Raw genomic sequence first — 19330 nt, 5'->3', positions numbered from 1 at the left:
GGATTGTCGTCGTAAATCAGCCAGCGCCCGGCGGAGCAGAAACAGCATTTGCTCCGGCGGTGTTCCAGAACTGGCGCGTGGCGGCCAGCACGACGGCATTGCCGGCAGACCTGCCAATCACGGGCGCATTCAGGAACAGGTCTCGACCATCGCGTATCCACACGGTACCGGCATCTACACCCGTAGTCACGCCTACCACAGCAATGGTCAGATCATTCGCATCGTAATAAGCGAAATTACCTGTAACGTTCGCCGCCAGATTTACCAGGTCATTGGTATTACTGGTCAGGCTGGCGTTCCCTGCTGCCAGCACTTCCGCGCTGGATGCGGTCAGGATTCCGGCCGTCTGGGAGATATCCAACCCGGCATCCAGAGTCAGAATATTGGCCGCCACATTCGCGGCCAGGCTGAGTGTCGAGCCGACCCCACGCGTTTGTAAAGTCACATTCGCCGCGCCCGGATTGATCGCTTGCGTCACCGCCAGTCCGCCATTAACGGTTCCGACAAAAATATCGCTGTTCGTCGTCACCAGACCTGCCTTGCTCAACGCCGCGTTATCCACCGCATCGTCAAGCGGGGCGAGTGCCGTCACCGCACCCACCGTCAGGTTGCCCGCAGTCTGACTCAGCCACTGCATGCCAGGCGATTGAGCCGCCAGCGTCAGAACGCCATTGGTCTCGATGAGGTTGCCGGCAGCACCGATCGCACCGCCGGATACCAGCAATGCATTCCCCGTCGTCGCGATCTCGTCCGTCACGCCGTTCAACGTGCTCGTCGTGATGTCGCCGCCCGCGATCACCTGTACCTGCCCCGTGCCGCTCCTCAGCGTCGCTCCGTTGATCGCAACCGCGTTCACGCCGCCCGTCCTCACGTCCACCGTGCCGCTACCGTCAGCACTGATGTCGCTCGTCACCGTCAGCGCGCCCGCCGCCGCATTCACATTGATCGCAGCGTTGCTGCCCAGAGTCGTCGCCAGACCCGCCTTGTTCGCCGCCGCGTTGTCCACCGCGTTGTCCGTCGGCGCCAGCGCCGTCACCGCACCTACCGTCAGGTTGCCCGCCGTCTGACGCAGCCATTGCGCACCCACGGATTCCGCCGCCAGCGTCGCCACACCATTGCTCTCGATGCGACTGCCGTCAGCTCCGATCATGCCGCCGGATACCAGCAATGCATTCCCCGTCGTCGCGATCTCGTCCGTCACGCCGTTCAACGTGCTCGTCGTGATGTCGCCGCCCGCGATCACCTGTACCTGCCCCGTGCCGCTCCTCAGCGTCGCTCCGTTGATCGCAACCGCGTTCACGCCGCCAGTCCTCACGTCCACCGTGCCGCTACCGTCAGCACTGATGTCGCTCGTCACCGTCAGCGCGCCCGCCGCCGCATTCACATTGATCGCAGCGTTGCTGCCCAGAGTCGTCGCCAGACCCGCCTTGTTCGCCGCCGCGTTGTCCACCGCGTTGTCCGTCGGCGCCAGCGCCGTCACCGCACCTACCGTCAGGTTGCCCGCCGTCTGACGCAGCCATTGCGCACCCACGGATTCCGCCGCCAGCGTCGCCACACCATTGCTCTCGATGCGACTGCCGTCAGCTCCGATCATGCCGCCGGATACCAGCAATGCATTCCCCGTCGTCGCGATCTCGTCCGTCACGCCGTTCAACGTGCTCGTCGTGATGTCGCCGCCCGCGATCACCTGTACCTGCCCCGTGCCGCTCCTCAGCGTCGCTCCGTTGATCGCAACCGCGTTCACGCCGCCAGTCCTCACGTCCACCGTGCCGCTACCGTCAGCACTGATGTCGCTCGTCACCGTCAGCGCGCCCGCCGCCGCATTCACATTGATCGCAGCGTTGCTGCCCAGAGTCGTCGCCAGACCCGCCTTGTTCGCCGCCGCGTTGTCCACCGCGTTGTCCGTCGGCGCCAGCGCCGTCACCGCGCCCACCGTCAGGTTGCCCACTGTCTGACGCAGCCATTGCGCACCCACGGATTCCGCCGCCAGCGTCGCCACACCATTGCTCTCGATGCGACTGCCGTCAGCTCCGATCATGCCGCCGGATACCAGCAATGCGTTCCCCGTCGTCGCGATCTCGTCCGTCACGCCGTTCAACGTGCTCGTCGTGATGTCGCCGCCCGCGATCACCTGTACCTGCCCCGTGCCGCTCCTCAGCGTCGCTCCGTTGATCGCAACCGCGTTCGCACCGCCAGTCCTCACGTCCACCGTTCCGCTACCGTCAGCACTGATGTCGCTCGTCACCGTCAGCGCGCCCGCCGCCGCATTCACATTGATCGCAGCGTTGCTGCCCAGAGTCGTCGCCAGACCCGCCTTGTTCGCCGCAGCCCCGCCAAATGTCACCCCTGTATTCAGCGCCGTCACCGCGCCTACCGTCAGGTTGCCCGCCGTCTGACGCAGCCATTGCGCTCCGGCAGATTCCGCTGCCAGATTGCCGACGACGCTCGTCTCGATACGACTGCCGTCAATGCCTATCGCGCCGCCCGCAATCAGCAAAGCGTCGCCGCCCGTCACGATCTCGTCCGTCGCGCCGTTCAACGTGCTCGTCGAGATGTTACGACCGGCCACCAACTGTACTGTGCCGGTGCCGGTTCCATTGCCGGACTGGATCGTGCCGCCATTTACCGCGATATCCCCCGCCGTCGCCCCACCTGCGCGGATATCAACATTGCCGCTATTCCCCGCCGATACGTTCTGGCTGATGGTAATACCTTCAGATATCAAACTATCCGCCAGGGTGGCCAACTGGATATTACCGTCTGCGGTTGTAACGCCGTTCGTGGGAATCACCGTATCCTGCCCGGTCACACTGCCCACTGTCAGTGCCTGGTCGTTGCGGAAGCTGAAATGCGCCGCTGCCCCGGTGCCCGCAAGCGAGCCGGTCACATTGGCCGCCAGCGTTCCGATCGAGTGTTTGCCACCTGTGGCAACCGTATTTTCAAGCGCCGTTGTGTTCTGGGCATTGACAAGCAAGCTTGCTGCCGTCAAGTTGACGTTCACAGTTTCAGTGACAGCCCCTTTCAACGCCTCAAGAGCCATGGTGGATGGGGTTATGCTTCCAGCGATGACATCCTGCGTCAATGCCAGGTCACCCGTTGTCGAGCCAACATCCTTTGAGGCGGACAGGCGAATCTGCCCATTGACAGTTTGCACCCCGGCAACCGGCGTTGCCGCAATGTCCGCCACCGTCCCGATGCTCAACGCATTCTTGTCGGAAAAGACGAACTGGCCTGCCCCGCTCACCCGTCCGGACAATGTCGCGACATCGTTGGTCGCCTCATCCAGTGTTGCCCCGGTAGCTGCCGTCAGATTGACGTCCTGCGTTGTGATGGGCGAAGCGGCGCTCTGAGTGATCGCGCCAGTGCTCGACTCCAGTTTGACCGTTTTCCCGTCCGCGATACCGCCCGCAGTAATCCCCGCCGTGGCAGTTCCTCCGGCATTGGGTGCAAGCGACCCCACTGCGAAATCATTGGCATCACGATAGCTCAGGTTGTAGCCCGCTACGTCAGTGGCGCTTGTGTTCGCAGCCAGAGCCACGATGTCATTCGTTGCCAGGGTGAGCGTCACATCACCCCGACTATGTAACAGTAGGCCCGCGGCAGTGATGGCATCGGTCTGGGTGATGGTTGCGCCGGTCGCAGCGGCGCCGCTGGTGTCAAGCAGGACATTACCCCGGCTTCCTACCCCCCCGATCGTCAGACCGCTTACGCCATTCACCAACCCGACGACCAGCGCCTTGCCATTCGCGAAATCCAAGCCCTGTGCATTACCGGTGATGTTCGCTGCAAGCGTGTTGACCGCGTTCTGGTTGTTCAACAGGGAGGTGTTCTTTGCTGTCAGCAGCAGGCTGTCCGCCGTCACGATGGCTGTGGGAACAGCAGCATTCTCGACAATTGCGCCGTTCACCGAACTCAGGTCGGCGGTAGTCACTCCGGCCCCCGTATTGATGTACTGATCCAGCGTCAAGTCCCCTGCGGCAACATTGGCTGCGGAGAGCGTGACATTGCCCACGTTGGTGGTGATGCCCGTTGTCGCACCGATGATCGAACCTGCATCACCGCTGCTGGTCAGCGCACCCACCGTCAGCGCATTCTTGTCCTTTACCGTAAGAGTCGTGCCCGCAGCCACCAGGTTGGCCGCCAAAGTACCGATGTCGTTGGTCGTATTGGACAGATTCACCGAACCGTTGGTCAGCGCCAATTGCAGGCCGCCGACTGTGACATCCTGGGTTTGCGTGAGGTCACCGATGGGCAACTGAATAGCAGCCGTGCCGCTGGCAGTGATACCGTTGTTATTGACGACCGCCCCCGTCGTCACCGTGCCGTCGATGTTCGCCGTAAGCGGCGTTACGGGAACCTGGCCGATCACCAGCGCCTGGCTGTTCTTGAATTCGAGCCCCTGGGTCAATCCGGTGATGTTACCCGCCAGCGTATTGACTACATTGCTGTTATTCAGCAATGAGGAATTGAGCGAGGTCACATAAAGCTTGTCTGCGGATACTATCGCCGCACCAACAGTTTCCTTGACGGCACCATTGGTCGCCCCAAGGCTGACTGCGGCGACGCCGCCCGCAGTAACAGACTGATTCAGAGTCAGGTCACCTGTACCGGTGATCAACGAGATGTCATTGCCGCCGGCGGTGGTGATGCCGGTGATCGAGGTGACCCCACCCAGGCTTTCATTCGATGTCGCTCCCACGCTCAAAGCCTGGCCATTGTTGAGCACCAGCCTGCCGGTGATATTTGCAGCGATGGTGTTAAGCAGATTGGTTCCCGTCAACACGTAATCCCCGCTGCCCAGCAATTGCAGGGCATCTGCCGCAATCGTTCCGGCAGCTGTCGCACCGGCGTTGGTATCAAGCGTCAGTGTACGCGCAGTCGGTGCGCCGCTTCCCTGCACGGTGAGCGGACCATTGATGGCGATCTTGCCGCCGAGTCCGCCCATCAGCAGGGTGGTGTTGTCACGAATGGTGGTTGCATCGGTGACGGTCATGATGCCCGTCGCGTCGGCTCGACCGATGGTAATGGAACCTGTGGCCCCGCTTGCCGGCGTACCATAGCCTGTGCCGCCGAAGCCCGGCCGGAAAATTGCGAAACTGGTGCCGTTGAACCAGTCATTACCCAGATACAGTTGGTCGACTGCAGGCAACGCGGCATTGATGAAAGCGACATTGCGACCAGCTGTCAGCGGCTGGATGCGCAACTCGCCACTACTCGCCGCATTCAGGTGATATGCGGAAGAATTCACGAACTCCATGGTGTCGGCGTTCAACGTCAGAATACCGGTGGCACTGCCGGCTGCGGCGGCACCGAGATACATGGTATTACCCCTGGAGTAGATGCCGAAGCTGTTCTCGCCCTGGGTAGCACTCGTCTTGCCGCCCGTGGTACCCGTCAGGGTGATGTTGCCAGTACTGGAAACGACACTGGTATCTGTATCCTCAAGCTTGATCCCGTGGTTTTCCGTGATGTAGACATAGTCGCCACCGCCGCCATTGCCCACGATATCAATGTTGCCCGAGCCAGTTTGAACCAGGGCGCGAGAAGACAAGATCACGCCGTCATAACGGGAACCGCCGGTGGGATTGGACCACCCGCCGCTATTGGCGTCTCCGGTTATGGAAATATTGCCCGTGGTAGTTTGCAGCGTGACACGGGATGCACCGCCTTCGCCGAGAATGACGGCATCCTTGTTGCCGGCCGTTGTTTCGCCCGTCACCAGGCCTGTTATTGTCAGGTTCCCCGCACCCGCATTGATGTCCGTCAGTGCACCGGTGAGTTTGACGCCTGCTCCGGCCGACGTGGTGGTGGGTGCCTTGGCTTGCAGGGTGATAGCGCCCCCGGAAGACAGCAGCTTGCTGTTGGTCAGGCGTATGCCATCGTATATCCCCTGGTCATCTGCACCATAGCCAACGGCATAATCCGTCAGGTTCGTGGTCGGACCACCCAGCTTGATGAAACCGCCATTGCTCTTGATCGTGCTGGTATCAAGGATCACCGCACCACCCGTAGCCGCAGCCAGGTTACCCTTGAACGGGTTGAGCGTGACATCCAGCGTGCCACTGCCGGTCGCCTTGGTGCCATCGATGCTATGGTTGGTTATCTTGATCGAACGATCGGAGTTGATGGTCAGGGTGCGCGACACTGCATCATCCAGAACGCCGATGTCGAATGTATCCTGCTTGTAGTTGGCATATCCCGTCACACCGGACAGGGTGCCTCCGGTCACATTGATGACGGTGTCTGGCGCAACCAGCACCAACTTCGGGGTACCCAGCGTGGAAGTCGCGACCAGCACGTCACCGGAAGTGGACTGGATGTCGATCTCGCCCGCATTCAGGGTGGTGCTGGTCGGTCCGATCAGCGTCAGCTTTCTGAGCGGCGCAGCAAGTGTGCCGATCGTATCCGTCGCCAGCGAACCCAGCGTGATGCTGCCAGCCGCGGTTCCCGAAGTATCTATCGTCAATCCTTGCGGCCATGGTGGTAAGGCGGTCGGTGTGCCCGAATCAATCGAACCCATGAAATCAACATTTCCGCCTGCTGCAGTATAAAAACCGCCGCTGGACGCGCCCTGTGTGCCGATAGTCACACCATAGGTCGGTGCGGCAAGCGTCACTCCCTGATGGAAAGTCACATTACCCGCCGCCACTGCGGTGAGCGGGGTCGTGGAAATGGGGGTGGCATGCGCCAATGTGGTGGCCTTGTAAAAGTTGAGGTTGCCACCATTGGAACTCACTGTCCCATTCAGCGTAACCATGCCGGGGCTTGGCGTGACGGGCGCAACCCCCCCCCCCCCCCCCCCCCCGCCCCCGCGGGGGGTGCTGGGGTCGCCCGCCGGCGCCGCCCCCCCCCCCCCCCCTCCCTCTCCAGGTAACCGAAGTCCCCGCATTCAGCGCCCAGTTCAATGGAGCCGGAGCTACGGAGCCGGAGAAAGGTAGAGGAAATTAGGAGTGGGCGTAACATTGGACGGCGCCCGCCGCGGCGGAAACCACCGTGTGCCGGGGGATCAGCAGCCACCCGCCCCTCCGTCGCCGCCGACATCCACAAGACCATCACCCGAGACGCCAGCTGAGGTCGCCTGCCCACCCTTGCCGGACGCCAGGCCCCTGGCAGCAATATTGCCGCTCGCCGCGAGCCTCACCCGACCACAGCACACCGGCCGCCGCCCCGCCGGCGGCATCGGCCGCGCGCGCGCCGCTGCCATCACCACCGCCGGCTCGGCGAGACAGGACCTTGCCCGCCGCCGCCACCCGTGAAACCTGCCCGCCGCCCGCCGCACCGCGGCATCGTTGCGCCGCAGCCGCGGCGCGCCCCGCAGGCCACCTGCCCCCATCCCGCCCGCATTCACACCGGCCGAACACCCGCCAGGACCGCCCGCGCCGCCGTCATCCAGATTCACCATGCGCGGGGGTGGCACGCACCGCTGGCCTGGTTAACCGCGCAGCCACCGGCCGCCTGTTCGCCGCAGCCATACCCCGCCCGCCACCGCCTACCAGCCCCGGACCACCCGGCTCCGCGGACCCCGGATATTGACACCCCGACCATCAGACCAGCTCACACTGGCCCGCGGCGCGCAGCCGCCCGTTGTGCCGGGCGCCTGTATTGTCAGCAGCCGCCACCAGCGACAAGCCCCCCCTTCCTCGCCGGTGAAAGCAATCGGATACTCCTTTGCCGCATCGACAAACTCGATAACCGCAAGCGGGATTGAATTGGTGGACGCGGAAAAACCGAAATCCCCTGTCGCTTCGATGCGCGACTTCAAGTGCCTTTCGCTGATTAATGGCACTGGCTTCTCATAGAATAATAAAGTCGTCATGCTTGGTGTTTTCCCTGAAAGTTCTTCAACTGCTCGCCGCACGGGTAAGCGCGGGCGATGCTACCAGAAATGCAACGTGCCATCCAATGAAACAAACCACATACAGGCGCTTCCGCACCCGTTCAACGCGCGCACCTCAGAATTCAACGGCGCAACGCAAGCCTGATGGGATTTCCAGCTTGGGATTGGGTAACAGCAAGCGCACGCGGAAGGTGCCGCTAGCCGGATCGATCACCCTGTCAACGCGACTCACCTTTGCCTTGTAGCTGGCCCCCAGTAGAGGCAATGAAACGGTATAGGCTTGTCCGGTTCGAACACGGCCAAAATAACTCTCCGGCAGAACGGTTTCCACATGCAGCGGATTGAGTTTCGCCAGTTTCATGATCTTTTCCTGCTTCACCAGATCGCCCCGGCTCTTGTACAAATCCACCACCACGCCCTGTATCGGGCTCAATATCCTGCGCAGGTTCAACTGCTCCCGCTTCTGCTTCAGGTCGAGTTCGACATGCGCAATTCCGTGCCCATCTCGTCGAGGTCGTTGGTAGACACCAGTTGCTGCTTCTGCAAATCCTCGTTGCGTGCATACCTGCGCGCGGCAAACTGTGTCTTTGCCGCCTGGTACTCGACCGCAGCGGCTTCGACCCCGGAGTTCAGCCTGGCCAAAAGCTGTCCCCGACTCACCACATCGCCGCGGCCCACCAACACCTCTTCCAGCGTGCCATCGACCTGCGTCCCCACATTCATCTCTTCGGATGGCTCCACCAGGCATGTCACGCTGACATCCTCCCCCGCCGCCTGCATCGACACCAAAGGTGAAAGGGCAAGAAACAAACCTGTTGATATAAATTTTCCCGTTCTGCTCATTCCATCTTTCCCGAAAAAGACAGCGACCTGCGCGTTCGGAAGTCCGAACTCAACAGGCTGCGTCTCACTCTCCTGTCGGTCCACTCCACCCTGCGCTGCGCCAAGCTGTAGTATAACAATCCCGATTGGGTAGCATACCGGCTATGCGGGTCGCGCTCAAGCCATGACCTCAACCAGCGATTCAGCCATGGCATGAAATTCCTCACCGTAATATCCTCCAGCGACAGGATGGACTGCCAACTTCCCGGGTCTCCCTGCCGGGCACAACGCCCGGCCAGTTGCCGGTCAACCCGTGCATTGTCGTGGCGCTCGGTCAGGATGACGTGTAACCCGCCTAACTTCACCACCTCCGGTTCAAGATGTATGTCCGTGCCGCGTCCGGCCATGTTGGTGGCGATAGTCACCCGCCCCGCCTCGCCCGCCTGCGCCACGATCTCGGCTTCCGATTCATCCTGTTTGGCATTGAGCACCTGATGCGGAATACCCACCTGCGTCAGCAAACCGGACAACAACTCCGAAGCCATCACCGAGCGCGTACCCACCAGTACCGGCTGGCCCGCAACATGCCGCTCCTGTATGGACTCGATCACGGCCTGCCAACGCTCATCTGCCGTGGCAAACAATCTGGGCGGCAGCGTCCTGCGCTGCAATGGACGATACGGCTCAACGCGCACCACGCCCAGCCAATATACTTCGCCCACCTCGCCCGACACCTCGCGGCAGGTTCCCGTCATGCCGGACAATCGCAGGTAGCGCCGGAAGAACAACTGGTAGCTGATGCGCGCCAGCGTATCCTTTTCCGGACTCAGAGGAACATCCTCCTTGATCTCGATCATCTGCTGCAAACCGCGCTCCCATGAGCGATCCGGCATCACCCGTCCCGTGTTCTCGTCCACGATCATGACCTTTTCATCGCGCACGATGTAGTGCACGTCGCGATCGAATCCATACAGCGCGAGCAGCGACCTAAGCACAACTTCCTCGCGCCGGAACTTTCCATGCCAGATTCCCGGCAGGGCGGCGCACAATTCCTCCAGCCTCCTGTTTCCTTGTTCGGTGAGTTCAGGGCTGCGCCCTCCCGCCCCAAGATTAAAATCCGCGTCCGGTTCCAGTTGCCGGGCCAACTCGACAGCCTGTCGGTAATAAGCCTCTATGCCCGCATCCTGTAAGGTTCTCGAGATGATAAGCGGCGTGCGCGCCTCGTCAATGAACACGCTATCCGCCTCATCGACGATGGCGTATTGCAGACCGCGCAACATGACAGAGGGCGCACCCTTTCCGACCAGCTTGTCGAACGCCATGGACAAAGGCTTGAGCCGATCCCCGAGTGCAATGCGGTCGCGCAGGTAATCGAACACCAGCGTCTTGTTGGTGCAGTAGACCACGTCGGCGCGATATTCGCGCTGCTTCTCCTGCGGCTCCATCTTTTCCAGAACCAGTCCCGTGGTCACGCCCAGCGCGTGGTACAGCGGCCCCAATTGTTCCACGTCACGGCGAGCCAGGTAATCGTTCACGGTAACGACATGCACTGCCAGTCCGGTCATGGCAGCGGTAATGGCTGGCAGGGTCGCGGTGAGCGTCTTCCCCTCTCCCGTATCCATCTCTGCCAAATAACCGGCCAGCAGAATGTACCCGCCCTTGATCTGGGTGGAGTAATGCTCCTTGCCCAATATCTCCCCTGCATGGATGCGTATCATGGCGAAGGCGCGCGCGACCAGTTCGTCCTCGAAGCCATCCCGCCGCAACGCCATGCGCAACTCGCCCAGTACATTTCTCCTCTCCCCGGGACTCAGCCGCCGGAACGCCTCCGTTATCTCATCCACTCGACACACGAAGCGGTCCAGACTGCGCGGAGTGATGCGCAGCTTGCTGCGCACCTTGGTGCGAAGTTTTTCCGCCATGCGATCCAGCCAAGGCAGTTCCTGCCAGTCATGGCGTTGCGGATATGGGTTGCCTACGGTGGACAAAGTGAACATATCTAAGTGGCGAAACGTTTGATGAACACCTGGCGCAGCGTACGATACCACTGCACCGCAAGCGGCTCAGGAGGGTGCACGAAACGCACGTACACCCGGCTGCCCAGCACCTTGGGCAGCGACTCTCCGGTCAGCTTGACCTCGAACTGGAACAGCGAAACCAATGACCTGGGGGCCTCGCCCTGTCTGGCGTTTGGATCAAGGCCGATATTGCCTCCGCCTTCCAATGACAATGCCATGCTGGGCAGGTCGTTGGATGCCGCAGGAACCTCACGCACGATCTTTGCGGGCAGCACATCCCAGATACTGTCCACCGAACGCAGTTCGACGCGACTTGTCCGGTTGCGCACCAAGTCGGCATCACCTTGCGGCACAACGGTTATCAAGGAATAGCGTTCGGGATTGAGCACGTAAGCCACTATATCGCCCCGTTCCATATAACGCCCCGTGAAATCTCCCGGCGCGGGCATGACAAACTTGCCGTCATGAGGGCTGGACATCGCCATCTCGCCACGCCGGCCCTCCAAGTCGGCCAGTTTCTTCCGGTAATGCTGAAGCTCGGCATTGATAATCTGCGCCTGCACCCTGTCATCCACATTGGCCCATGCCTGGCGCGCCTCCAGTTCGTGAATCCGCGCCTGCATCTGCACGTATTGCGCATCAAGCTCCGGCTCGACGCAGGTCAGTAATTTGTCCCCCGCATGCACCATCTCGCCAGACTGCACCAGTACGCTGCCACCAAAGCACGCGAGGGGAGCGCGCACCTGTGACTCATCCGGCATCCAGATAACACCCTCCACATTGGTCCAGGCCGGCCTCGGCACAAAAAACACGAACAGCAGAACCACCGCCGCCAGGCTGCCGCTGACCAGCATCGCCCGCTTCCGCCTGCCCTCCAGCAGCGCATCGGAAGAAAGGAAGCGTACTTGGTGCAGGATGGGCAGGACCAGCATGGAATAGGCCGCCCAACACGCCAGCATGAAGCCCACGAAGAAAAACTCACCGGCAACCATCAGGATAATCGCCACTGCAAGCAGGGTGCGGTAGATGAATGACAATATCGCATACACCACCAGCCAGCCGGACTCGCGTGGCGTGAGGTGCGGCGTACTCAATCCCTCGCGCACGCCGAATGCATAGCGGTTCACCAGATAACCTACATACTGGTTTGCTTTCTTGCCCAGGTTAGGAATCTCCAGCCAGTCAGCAAGAACGTAATAACCGTCATAGCGAATCAATGGGTTGGCGTTAAACACCAGCGTGGTCACGCCGGCCAGCAAGATGGTCTGATGCATGAATGCCTTAAACACACCTGGACTAGCCCCGCTCCACAGCCAGACCGCGATTGCCGCAATAAACAGCTCCGCCATCATGCCAGCCAACCCCACCACCATACGCCGGCGCTTGTCCGGCATGGCAACCGCCTGGCTCGCATCCATATAGGGAATGGGAACCAGCACTAGGAACATCACTCCCATCTCGTGGCAACTTCCGCCGAATGCCTTGATTGCCAGCCCGTGCCCCAATTCATGAATGGCCTTCAGCAGAGGGAACACCAGCCAGAGGATAAGCATGTTTTCCGGAGTAAAAACGCGCGAGGCCATATCCTCCGTCAACTCACCCCAGTGAAGCACGGCCATCGCCAGGCCGGAAACCACCACTGCCGTCCACAGCCACAGCAACCACTTGATGGCGACGGGACTTACCCGACCCGCCAGATATGTCAATAAACGGTCAGGATCAAACAGCGGCAACTTGAGGGCCAGGGGATTGGCAATGTACTGCTTGAGCTTCATGCTCTTGATTTTCAGACGCCGCTGGTCCAGTTCCTCGATATCGGGTTTCTGGTCCGTGACCAGTACGTTGGCGTGATGCAGTTGCGACAGCAGATTGAGGACTTCATCCTGGGTCGGCGCCTCGCTTCCCATGGTCATGCATACGTTCTGCCAAATCTCTTCCAGCGTGCGCATCCCATCCATCAGCATTGCCACGCGGTATGCCGCCGGATCGAAGCGAAGGAAACGACCGCTGGCCAGATCCTGCATCACGTACCAGCGCTCACCACGATAAGTATGACGTACGAAGCGGGCCTGGTTGCGCAGGCGCGGTTTCAACTTGGCAACCCGATACCATGAAGAAGAAAACAGCGGTGCAACCATGCTCTGTCCCTAGACCCCGAACCAGTTCCAGGCTTGCAGGCGCAGCCAGTCAGTCAGCGAATGCGTCCATATCCAGATCAGCCGCCGCTTGCCGATGTCTATCTTGCCAATACCCTCCATGCCGGGGCGCAACTGTTCGAGGTGCTTGTCCAGCGAGGCCTCAACTCGAAAACGATTCTTGCCTTCGCTGGCTTGGGCTACAGGAGTGACCAAGTTGACAGTGAAGGGCAGCGGCATGTCCGGAATCGCCGTCGTCACCAACTTGCCCTTCTGCCCCACCTCAACATAGGAAATGTCCGCCTCTTCCACTTCCAATACTATGCGGTACGAATCCAGCGGCGCAATCTCGAACAGCACCTGACCCTTCTTGACGGCACTACCCAGACGTTGCGACAAGTCGCCACTCACAATAAGGCCGCGGAAAGGCGCCACCACGCGAGATCGCTCCAGCATGGACTCGGACAAGGCGCGTTGTGCTGCCGCCTGCCGCGTCTGGGCGATACCGACCTGCATCTGCGCCAGATTATGCTGCGCCTGGGCATCGTAGGTCTGCTGCAGGTACTGGCTCTGCTGGCTCGACCACTTAGACGCTTCCAGCTTGAGCTCACGATCATCCAGGGTTGCCAGCACATCGCCCGCGTTCACCTCATATCCCGCGCGCAATGGGGCACTGGCGACAAAACCGTCGTATGGCGCCACGACGACACGGCGCACCCCGCCTTCCAGCAATGATTTCGCGGAAACGCGGAATTCCCCGGTCGCAAAGCCGAAGAACGCCACCAGCAGCAACAGTACTGACGCCGCCAGTTTGCGCCCCGCGTGTAGCGGTCCGAACAACCGCTTACCCTCTTCCCTGGCGGCATCTTTCAAGCGCTGATACAGCGAACGATCGTTGCGCCGCTTCTCCAGCAACACGCGCCCAAGGATCGGCGGCAAACCCTCCGCAATCTGCCGCGCCACGGGCTCCACTTGCGGCTCCGCCCACTCAAACAGGAAATAGCCGTACTGCTCATCGCTGACGAAGAACGGTACGGAAAGCACGCAACCGCTGCCGTAATTACGCACCAGTTGCTCATGCTCCCTGGTGCAAAGGTAGTTTTCTTCTTCCTTGTTCCCGCCTTTCTCACCGCTGATGAAAAAGCTCACGCCCTGATCCGCAGCCTCATCCATCACCGCTTCAAGCGCATGCACCATGTCCAGACGGTGTGAAAAATCCGCCGTATGGGAAATAGCCACAAGACGCATACCATGCGTCTCGCCGAAACCGATGGAAACACGGTCGCACTTCAGGCGCACCGCCGCATCGGTTACCACGCCATGGCAGGCGGCCTCAAAATCTTTTTCTTCCAGTGCGCTCAGGGTCAAGTCCAGCGATATCAGCAAACGCTCACGCAACTGCTCGCTAGAGGAATCCCCGCCGTGTGCCGAGCGTATCGCCAGCCAGCCAAAGCCCCACTGGATCCAGTCCGAAGCTCCCTTGGGCACCTCGGCGACGGCAAACGCCAGCGCCACCACGCCGTATAACTCATCGCCAATATGGATGGGCATTGCCATAGCGGCATGGCCTTCAGACGACTGCGTTACCGGCAGGCGAAGATCGAGCGAACGTTCGCACAGCCCCATTAGACCCGCGCCACAGGGCCGCCCCTTCAGGCCACAAGGCGACGGGACGAAAAGCATCCTCCTCGCGCAACACCAGCACGGCCTCGTGTACATTATCGAGCCCTTCTACCAGGGAATCCAGCCACGTCGGGAACAAGTTCTCACCATTGACTGACTGGGACAGAACAACCCATGGATTCCTGCTCGAAGTAAGATATGTATTCAAAATAAATTCCAAATCAAAATATCTGCAACCTTCACTCAGTTTTTCGTCTTGGCAGTTTCGTGTTTCATGCTACCAGTTTTTCGGTCGCCAGTTATTCTGACCGAATCAGCGCCTCTCTTCCCTGCATGGAGATCCTGGAATAAAGCACGCCGAAGCGGTTATTGACTAGATGAGAAAGTAATCTCATTTCAATCCCCAAAAGGATTGAGACGCCAAAATGGCACGCCTCGAGAATATGAAAAAAGAAAAGCCGTTGATTTCTCAACGGCTTAACTAATATTGGCGGAGTGGACGGGACTCGAACCCGCGACCCCGGCGTGACAGGCCGGTATTCTAACCAACTGAACTACCACTCCAATAACTATTTCGTCTGGTGGGTGCTGACGGGGTCGAACCGCCGACATTCGCCTTGTAAGGGCGACGCTCTACCAACTGAGCTAAGCACCCGACAAAGTCGGCTAGTTTACAGCATCCTTCAAACCTTTGCCAGCGGAAAACTTTGGAACCTTGGCAGCCTTGATCTTGATCGTCGCGCCAGTGCGAGGATTGCGGCCAGTGCGTGCGGCGCGCTTGCCAACCTTGAAAGTACCGAAACCAACCAAGCTAACTGTATCACCCTTCTTGAGAGCCTTCTTGATGGACTCGACAGTTGCATCCAATGCGCGACCTGCAGCTGCCTTAGAGATATCAGCGGATTTTGCAATTGCGTCAATCAAATCAGATTTATTCACGTATGTCCCCTTTGCTATTGGTTATCGAAAACAGGGAAAGCCCTGCAACGGCTTTATATCAAGGCTTCTCGGCTTTGGTCAAGATATTACTGGAAAATATTTCGGCTTGCGTTGCATCATGCGAACTGATAGCAATTTCAACTCAATGTTTCGTTGCAACAACCGGCTCAGATTGACCCGCATCCGCCGCCAATTCGATGACCGAAGCCTTTCCGTCGGACTCGCCTGAAGGCTCAGGCTTACGTTCCAGCGCCATTTCAAACACCTGATCTATCCACTTCACTGGGTGAATGTCCAGTTTATTCTTGATATTGTCCGGAATCTCCGCCAGATCCTTGGTATTTTCTTCGGGTATCAATACCTTCTTGATTCCACCACGCTGTGCCGCCAGAAGTTTTTTCTTTCAACCCGCCGATTGGCAATACTTCTCCGCGCAATGTAATTTCGCCTGTCATTGCCACATCTGCACGCACAGGAATACCGGTCAATGCCGAGACCATCGCCGTGCACATACCGATCCCCGCGCTCGGCCCATCCTTGGGAATCGCGCCCTCGGGCAAATGGATGTGAAGATCGGTCTTGTGATAGAACTCCTCGTCTATTCCCAGCCGCTTGGCGCGACTGCGTACTACACTGAGAGCGGCCTGGATGGACTCCTGCATCACCTCGCCAAGCTTGCCGGTCGTGGTGGTCTTGCCCTTGCCTGGCAGCACCGCCGTTTCGATGGTCAACAACTCACCGCCAACTTCCGTCCACGCCAGTCCGGTCACCTGCCCGATCTGGTTGTTCTTTTCTGCAATACCATAAGAATAGCGCCTCACCCCGAGATATTTGTCAAGATTACGCGCATTGATGACGACCTTCTTGTCACGCTCCTTCAACGAAAGTGCCTTTACCACCTTGCGGCAAACCTTGGAAATCTCGCGCTCCAGCCCCGTACGCCCGCCTCACGCACGTAATAACGCACAATGTCTCGCAATGCGCTTTCGGAGATGTGAATCTCTTCCGGCTTCAGACCGTTATTCTTGATGGCCTTGGGCACCAGATAGCGCGTAGCAATATTGATCTTCTCGTCTTCCATATAACTGGAAACATGGATGATCTCCATGCGATCCAGCAACGGTTCAGGAATGTTCAGGGTATTCGCCGTCGCCACGAACATCACATCCGAAAGATCGTATTCCACCTCGACATAATGATCGACGAACGTGCTGTTCTGTTCCGGATCGAGCACCTCCAGTAAGGCAGACGAAGGGTCGCCGCGCATATCCATACCGATCTTGTCCACTTCATCGAGCAGGAACAGCGGATTCTTGACACCAATCTTGCTCATGTTCTGCAAGATCTTGCCCGGCATGGAGCCAATGTAAGTGCGACGATGGCCACGAATTTCGGACTCGTCGCGCACCCCCAGCGACATGCGCACGAACTTCCGGTTGGTGGCACGCGCGATGGATCGCCCCAGCGAAGTCTTGCCCACACCAGGCGGGCCCACCAGACACAGGATCGGTGCCTTCCAGCTTGTCGACGCGCTGTTGTACAGCCAGATATTCGAGGATACGTTCCTTGACCTTATCCAGGCCGTAATGATCCTCTTCCAACACCACCTCGGCCTGTTTCAGATCGGCACTGATCTTGGTTCTTTTCTTCCACGGCAAACCTACCAAGACATCGATATAGTTACGCACCACCGTTGCTTCGGCCGACATCGGCGACATCATGCGCAGCTTCTTCAATTCGGCTTCTGCCTTGGCACGTGCCTCTTTCGGCATATGGGCGGCCTTGATCTTCTTTTCGACTTCATCAAGGTCGGCACCCTCTTCGCCCTCTCCCAACTCTTTCTGGATCGCTTTCACCTGCTCGTTCAGATAGTACTCGCGCTGGCTTTTTTCCATCTGGCGTTTGACCCGGCCACGGATGCGCTTTTCCACCTGAAGGATATCGATCTCCGCCTCCAGCAAGCCAAGCAAATGTTCCAAGCGTTTACGGACGCCAAAATCTCCAGCACTTCCTGCTTCTGCTCCAGCTTGAGCGGCAGATGCGCTGCAATCGTATCGGCCAGACGCCCGCCATCATCGATGCCAGCCAGCGAAGTCAGGATTTCCGGGGGATTTTCTTGTTGAGTTTACATACTGGTCGAACTGAGCAATGAGCGCGCGGCGCATCGCCTCGGACTCACTGTCCGATCCATCCTCGACAGGCACGACCTGCACCCTCGGAATTGAAATGGCTTTCGGCATCGAACACGCGCAATACGTTGACACGCTGCGTACCCTCCACCAGCACCTTGACCGTACCGTCGGGCAATTTGAGCATTGCAGGATATTGGCCATGCTGCCGATAGTGTACAGATCGTCCGTGCCCGGCTCATCCTTGGCGGCCGATTTTTGCGCCACCAGAACGATACCCTTGCTGGCTTCCATGGCGGTCTCCAGCGCCTTGATGGATTTGGCACGACCGACAAACAACGGGATGACCATGGCGGAAACACCACCACGTCTCGCAATGGCAATAGCGGGTGCAAATCGGCAGTCGTGATGCCTGAGAATCCTGTTCAATCATGGCAATAACCTTAATTCGTTAACTGGGAGGCCAGATGGGGACGGCCTGATGGAATTCAAGCATCCGCATCACAACAAGACATTAAAGAACAAACCGCCTGATGTCGTACTCGGCCTGTTCAATCAGGCTGCTTTGGGAGTGTCGGCATAGATGACCATGGGCTTGATCTCTCACCAGAACCGGATTCGTCCAGCACCACCTTGCGACATCCTCCATCGAAGGCAGATCGAACATCACATCCAGCAGCGACTGTTCCAGTATCGAGCGCAACCCGCGCGCGCCGGTCTTGCGCGCCAATGCCCTTACTGGCGATCGCCAGCAGAACGCCTTCGCGGAATTCCAGCTCCACCCCTTCCATCGAAAACAGTTTCTGATACGCTTAGTCAGCGCATTCTTCGGTTCGGTCAGAATCTTCACCAAAGCGGGCTCATCCAGTTCCTCCAGCGTCGCCACCACCGGCAGACGCCCCACGAACTCCGGGATCAAGCCAAACTTGATCAGATCTTCCGTTCCACATCGCGCAACGTCTCACCGGTCTTGCGATCGTCCTTGCTGCTGATAGTCGCGCCGAAACCGATGCTCGCCTTTACCGAGCGGTTGCGAATGACCTTTTCCAGACCATCGAACGCCCCCGCCGCAGATAAACAGGATGTTGGTCGTATCCACTTGCAGGAATTCCGTATTCGGATGCTTGCGCCGCCTTGCGGCGGGATTGATGCCTTGGTACCTTCGATCAACTTGAGTAGCGCCTGTTGCACACCCTCCCCGGACATCGCGGGTGATCGAAGGGTTATCCGACTTGCGCGAAATCTTGTCGATCTCATCCACGTACACAATGCCGCGCTGCGCTTTCAACATCGCAATCGCAAGCCTGCAACAGTTTCTGGATGATGTTCTCGACATCCTCGCCCACATAGCCCGCTTCGGTCAGCGTGGTCGCATCCGCCATCACGAACGGCACATCGAGCAAACGCGCCAGTGTCTGCGCCAGCAAGGTCTTGCCGGAACCGGTCGGACCGATCAGCAGGATATTGCTTTGGCCAGCTCCACACCATCCTTGTCATCACTCTTGAGACGCTTGTAATGGTTGTACACCGCAACGGACAGGATGCGCTTGGCTCTTTCCCGACCGATCACATACTCGTCCAGCGTCGAGCAAATCTCTTTCGGCGCGGGCAGATCCGTTCTTGGCACCCTTGACATCCTCACCCTGATTTTCTTCGCGCATGATGTCGTTGCACAGCGATGCACTCGTCGAAAACGAACACCGAAGGCCCCGCAATCAACTTGCGCACCTCATGCTGGCTCTTTCCGCAAATGAGCAATAAAGCAACTTGCACCGGATTTCTTATGCCAGTCATAGTTCAACCTTTCGTCGTGTTATCGGCACAAAA

At 59.1% G+C, this 19330-nt stretch carries 8 protein-coding genes, 2 tRNA genes and 2 pseudogenes; all 12 read right to left on the bottom strand.

Annotated features, from left to right (window positions below; translation table 11 throughout):
- Window positions 1–16: 16 nt before the first annotated feature.
- Window positions 17–6757, bottom strand: coding sequence for an S-layer family protein (locus IPM27_11880; GenBank protein MBK9162215.1), 6741 nt, complete (start codon window positions 6755–6757; stop codon window positions 17–19).
- Between the two features lie 732 nt (window positions 6758–7489).
- Window positions 7490–7816, bottom strand: coding sequence for a SapC family protein (locus tag IPM27_11875; protein MBK9162214.1), 327 nt, complete (start codon window positions 7814–7816; stop codon window positions 7490–7492).
- A gap of 136 nt (window positions 7817–7952) precedes the next feature.
- Complete coding sequence (locus tag IPM27_11870) at window positions 7953–8288, bottom strand: HlyD family efflux transporter periplasmic adaptor subunit (protein ID MBK9162213.1); 336 nt, start codon at window positions 8286–8288, stop codon at window positions 7953–7955.
- Between the two features lie 17 nt (window positions 8289–8305).
- Window positions 8306–8680 carry a biotin/lipoyl-binding protein gene (locus IPM27_11865; GenBank protein MBK9162212.1) on the bottom strand — a complete coding sequence of 125 codons (375 nt, stop codon included), beginning with the start codon at window positions 8678–8680 and terminating at the stop codon, window positions 8306–8308.
- Window positions 8677–10656, bottom strand: coding sequence for a preprotein translocase subunit SecA (locus IPM27_11860; protein MBK9162211.1), 1980 nt, complete (start codon window positions 10654–10656; stop codon window positions 8677–8679). Before IPM27_11860 ends, IPM27_11865 begins: the two co-directional genes overlap by 4 nt.
- A 2-nt stretch (window positions 10657–10658) precedes the next feature.
- Window positions 10659–12815, bottom strand: coding sequence for a PqqD family peptide modification chaperone (locus IPM27_11855; GenBank protein MBK9162210.1), 2157 nt, complete (start codon window positions 12813–12815; stop codon window positions 10659–10661).
- 9 nt (window positions 12816–12824) lie between these two features.
- The gene (locus IPM27_11850; protein MBK9162209.1) at window positions 12825–14369 is read right to left on the bottom strand and encodes an HlyD family efflux transporter periplasmic adaptor subunit; all 1545 of its coding nucleotides are present in this window, start codon (window positions 14367–14369) and stop codon (window positions 12825–12827) included.
- Window positions 14370–14923: 554 nt separating this feature from the next.
- Window positions 14924–14999, bottom strand: a tRNA-Asp gene (locus tag IPM27_11845).
- 15 nt (window positions 15000–15014) lie between these two features.
- Window positions 15015–15090, bottom strand: a tRNA-Val gene (locus IPM27_11840).
- An 11-nt stretch (window positions 15091–15101) separates the two neighbouring features.
- Complete coding sequence (locus IPM27_11835) at window positions 15102–15374, bottom strand: HU family DNA-binding protein (GenBank protein MBK9162208.1); 273 nt, start codon at window positions 15372–15374, stop codon at window positions 15102–15104.
- A gap of 142 nt (window positions 15375–15516) precedes the next feature.
- Window positions 15517–17854, bottom strand: a pseudogene (lon, locus tag IPM27_11830) (endopeptidase La).
- 200 nt (window positions 17855–18054) lie between these two features.
- Window positions 18055–19297 (bottom strand): annotated as a pseudogene (clpX, locus tag IPM27_11825) (ATP-dependent Clp protease ATP-binding subunit ClpX).
- Window positions 19298–19330 lie beyond the last annotated feature (33 nt).

This window comes from Nitrosomonadales bacterium (genome assembly GCA_016716325.1).
Lineage (GTDB): Bacteria > Pseudomonadota > Gammaproteobacteria > Burkholderiales > Gallionellaceae > Gallionella.
Note: the sequence above shows the minus strand (reverse complement) of the source record. Positions and strands in the feature narration are given on the sequence as shown.